We start from the raw sequence: 921 nt of genomic DNA on the forward strand, positions 1-921 counted from the left end.
CTGGGGCGTCTACAGCGGCTACGAACTGTGCGAGAACACCCCCCTGCGCGACGGCAGCGAGGAATACCTCCACAGCGAGAAGTACCAGCTGCGCCAGCGCGACTGGGAGACCGCCGAACGCGAGGGCCGCACCATCACCCCCCTCATCACCCGGCTCAACACCATCCGAAGGTGCCACCCGGCTCTCCACCGGCTGCGCACCCTGCGCTTCCACCACACCGACAACGACGCCCTCATCGCGTACAGCAAGCGCACGGGCCCGGACACGGTGCTGGTGGTCGCCAACCTCGATCCACAGAACGCCCAGGAGGCCACGGTCTCGTTGGACATGCCGCAACTCGGCCTGGACTGGGACGCCTCCCTGTCCGTGCTCGACGAACTGACGGGTGAGACCTACCGCTGGGGCAGGACCAACTACGTACGGCTGGAGCCCGGAAGGGCCCCCGCGCACGTGTTCCACGTCCAGGCATCGCCACCGCAGATCGGAGGGTCCCCCACGTCATGACCGTCAACGAGCCCGTCCTGGACACCTTCGAGGACACCCCCGTCAAGGACCGTGACCCCGACTGGTTCAAACGCGCCGTCTTCTACGAGGTCCTGGTCCGCTCCTTCCAGGACAGCAACGGCGACGGCGTGGGCGACCTCAAGGGCCTGACCACCAAGCTCGACTACCTGCAATGGCTCGGTGTCGACTGCCTGTGGCTGCCGCCCTTCTTCAAGTCGCCCCTGCGCGACGGCGGTTACGACGTCTCCGACTACACCTCGGTGCTCCCCGAGTTCGGGAACCTCGCGGACTTCGTGGAGTTCGTGGACGCCGCCCACCAGCGCGGCATGCGGGTCATCATCGACTTCGTCATGAACCACACCAGCGACCAGCACCCGTGGTTCCAGGAGTCCCGCAAGGACCCCGACGGCCCCTAC

At 66.9% G+C, this 921-nt stretch carries 1 protein-coding gene and 1 pseudogene; both read left to right on the forward strand.

Translation table 11 applies throughout. From position 1 onward, the window contains the following. A pseudogene (locus ADL34_RS33590) lies at positions 1-505 on the forward strand (alpha-glucosidase C-terminal domain-containing protein); the annotation flags it as partial. Beyond that, the coding region (locus tag ADL34_RS33595) for an alpha-amylase family glycosyl hydrolase (RefSeq protein WP_267891537.1) at positions 502-921 on the forward strand (420 nt) is incomplete at its 3' end. The pseudogene ADL34_RS33590 and the gene ADL34_RS33595, both read left to right, overlap by 4 nt.

It is taken from the genome of Streptomyces sp. NRRL WC-3605 (assembly GCF_001509795.1).
GTDB lineage: Bacteria > Actinomycetota > Actinomycetes > Streptomycetales > Streptomycetaceae > Streptomyces > Streptomyces viridochromogenes.